Consider the following 3,092-nt stretch of genomic DNA (forward strand, 5'->3'; position numbering starts at 1 on the left):
GCACGAAGGAAGTTATTAAACCCCTGCGTGTCTGTACCCAAACAACGGGCATAAACGTCTCTGCGGTGAATAGAAATTTGTTTTGCCGTGTTGTAGGTCAGGTTGCGCGTAGCGCTACCTGGCATTCTCCGTATCGGCAGGGGTGTCACGCAGGTTAACGCCAGCGTGACCTGTGCTACTACTAAATACGCCGCAGGAAAATGTTTCTTCGAGTCTTCGCGCCTTCGTGGTTAAGTTTTTTCAGGACGCCGCTTTGGCCTTTTTGGTTTCGTCGTGGTTGGGGTAGTTCAGTTCCAGCACTTCAAGGGCGTCGGCGGCGAGATCGTTCATTTCCAGTTGCCGGTAGGCACGCACCATGATGCCCAGCGCTTCGGGGACCTGTTCGGTCTTCTGGTAATTCTCCACAATATGTTTGGCGCGGTTGGCGGCGGCGATCAGGGCGCCGCGTTTGTAATAGTAACTGGCGACATGGATTTCATGTTTTGCCAGCGCATCGCGCAGGGCGTACATGCGCCCGATGGCATCCTCGGCATAGCGGCTGTCGGGAAACTTCTCGACCAGTTCGGAGAAATAACGAAACGCCTCGCGTGAAGGCTGGGGGTCCCGTTCGGTCATGTCCTGATCAAACCAGCGGTTGAGGAAGGAGGGTTCCAGCCGGAAACTGGACAGGCCGCGCATATAATAAGCGTAATCCACATGCGCATGGTTCGGGTGCAGCTTGATAAACCGATCGGCCGACAGGATCGCCGTCTCTGTTTCGCCGTATTTGTAATAGGCGTAGATAATCTCCAGCTGGGCCCGTTCGGCATAGGGGCCGTAGGGGAAGCGCGATTCCAGGCGCTCGTAAAGATTGATCGCCTCTTCATAATTGGTGTTATCCAGCGCCTCGCGGGCGGCTTCATAGAGCTCCTCCACCGACATGCCGGCGGTCGGGTCGTTGTCATCCGGCGAAGAGGAACAGCCGGATAACCACAGCAGTGGCAGGATTAAAAGCAGGTATCGGACGGCCATGATGATTCCGCTAAGGTGGCAGTGGATTTGTAGTACGATCAGGTTCAATCGACGATTATACCCCGAAACAGGTTAATGACGACACAACGGACAGAATATCTCAGCGGCGAGGTCCCCGACACGCTGGCCGGTCAGCGGCTGGATCTGGCCCTGGCGCAGCTCTTTTCCCAGTATTCCCGCTCGCGCCTGCAACAGTGGCTCAAGCAGGGCTGTGTGCGGGTGGATGGCCGTCAGCGGCGGGGCCGGGACAAGGTTCTCGGCGGCGAGCAGATCGAGATCGAGGCGGTGCTCGAGGCGCAGGGCGAATGGCAGGCCGAGCCGATCGAGCTGGATATTGTGTATGAGGACGAGGCGCTGATCGTGCTCAACAAGCCGGCCGGGCTGGTGGTTCACCCGGCGGCCGGTAATCCCGAGGGGACCATGCTCAATGCCCTGCTGCACCACGATCCCGAGCTGGCCGCCGTGCCCCGCGCCGGCATCGTGCACCGGCTCGACAAGGAGACTACCGGCCTGCTGGTGGTGGCGCGCACCCTGGAGTCCCAGAAACAGCTGGTGGAACAACTCCAGGCGCGGCGTTTCTTGCGCGAATATCAGGCCGTGGTTAACGGCGTGCTGACCGGCGGCGGCAAGGTGGACGCGCCCGTCGCCCGTCATCCCACGCAGCGCAAACGGATGGCGGTGGTCCAGAACGGCAAGCCGGCGATCACCCATTACCGGATCGCGCAGCGCTTTCGTGCCCATACCGGGTTGCGGGTCACCCTGGAGACCGGGCGCACCCACCAGATCCGGGTGCACATGGCACACATTCACCATCCGCTGGTGGGTGATCCGACCTACGGCGGTCGTTTGCGGCTGCCCAAAGGCGCGAGTGAAACACTGGCCGAAACCCTGCGCGGCTTCAAACGCCAGGCGCTGCATGCCAGCAAACTGGGGCTGCAACATCCGCTCAGCGGCGAGACCCTGAGCTGGGAACAACCCCTGCCGGCGGACATGATGCAGCTGATCGAGGTGCTGGAACGGGATGGGGCGGAGGCGCGCGAATGAACGATCGGTTTATCACGCCGAACTGGGCGGCCCCCCCGACGGTACAGGCGGGGACCAGTTGCCGCCAGGGCGGGGTGAGCCTGCCGCCGTATGAGTCGCTCAATCCGGCCTCCCATGTGGGCGATGACCCGGCTGCAGTGGCTGCCAACCGGGCGCGACTGGGGTTGCCGGGCGAGCCGGGCTGGTTGCAACAGGTCCACGGCACGCGGGTGGCCGTACTGGCGCAAAACGGGGGGATCGGTCTCGAGGCCGACGCCGCCTGCACCCGCACGCCGGGGGTGATCTGCGCGGTACTGACCGCCGATTGTCTGCCGGTGCTGTTGTGTGATCGCCAGGGCCGGGAAGTCGCCGCGGTCCACGCCGGCTGGCGTGGCCTGAGTGGCGGTGTGATCGAGGCGGCACTGGATGCGTTTCAGGCCCCGGCCGGGCAGATCCTGGCCTGGCTCGGCCCGGCCATCGGCCCCGACGTCTATGAAATCGGTGAAGAGGTACGCCGGGCCTTTGTCGAGCCCGATCCCGACAACGAGGCGGCGTTCACTCCGACCCGTCCCGGCCACTGGCTGATGGATATCTACGCGCTGGCCCGGCGGCGTCTGCAACAGCGCGGGGTCGAGCAGATCAGCGGCGGTGACCGTTGTACCTTTACCGATGCCGAACGGTTCTATTCCTATCGCCGCGACGGGGTGACCGGGCGCATGGCGAGTGTCATCTGGCTGGCGCCAGAGGACAGGGGCTAGCCGCTAGATACCAGGGGCTAGTGGTAGGCCGGACATAGCGGATGCGGTGTCCGGCAACTCGAAAGTGCCCGATACCGCGTTGCTATATCGGGCCTACCTGCTTTACCGATGCCGAACGGTTCTATTCCTACCGTCGCGACGGGGTGACCGGGCGCATGGCGAGTGTCATCTGGCTGGCGCCAGAGGACAGGGGCTAGCCGCTAGATGTGATCTCTCAGTAGGTTGTTCATCCGGCACCTACCCGGACAATTGGCGGTGCAAACCCAAACCAACCGCCAGGAGGCCCGGATGAACACCCAT

The 3,092-nt window shown here is 62.6% G+C and carries 4 protein-coding genes; 3 read left to right on the forward strand and 1 reads right to left on the reverse strand.

All coding sequences use genetic code 11. The annotated features are described in order from the left end of the window. Positions 1-240: 240 nt before the first annotated feature. A complete protein-coding gene (locus EDC23_RS09490) occupies positions 241-1,011 on the reverse strand; it encodes an outer membrane protein assembly factor BamD (RefSeq protein ID WP_134083898.1) in 771 nt (256 codons plus the stop codon). Between the two features lie 75 nt (positions 1,012-1,086). Between EDC23_RS09490 and rluD the strand changes: the two genes are divergently transcribed. From rluD to EDC23_RS14410, 3 genes are read left to right on the forward strand one after another with little or no spacing between them, the layout of a single operon-like run. Next, a complete protein-coding gene (gene rluD, locus EDC23_RS09495; RefSeq protein WP_134083900.1) occupies positions 1,087-2,055 on the forward strand; it encodes a 23S rRNA pseudouridine(1911/1915/1917) synthase RluD in 969 nt (322 codons plus the stop codon). Next, positions 2,052-2,792: a peptidoglycan editing factor PgeF gene (gene pgeF / locus EDC23_RS09500; protein ID WP_134083902.1), complete on the forward strand. Its 741-nt coding sequence runs from the start codon at positions 2,052-2,054 to the stop codon at positions 2,790-2,792. The genes rluD and pgeF overlap by 4 nt, the downstream gene beginning before the upstream one ends. Before the next feature lie 41 nt (positions 2,793-2,833). Further along, positions 2,834-2,989, forward strand: a complete 156-nt coding sequence (locus EDC23_RS14410; RefSeq protein WP_243830759.1) for a laccase domain-containing protein — start codon at positions 2,834-2,836, stop codon at positions 2,987-2,989. Positions 2,990-3,092: the final 103 nt, after the last annotated feature.

This window comes from Thiohalophilus thiocyanatoxydans (genome assembly GCF_004366735.1).
Taxonomy (GTDB): Bacteria; Pseudomonadota; Gammaproteobacteria; order UBA6429; family Thiohalophilaceae; genus Thiohalophilus; species Thiohalophilus thiocyanatoxydans.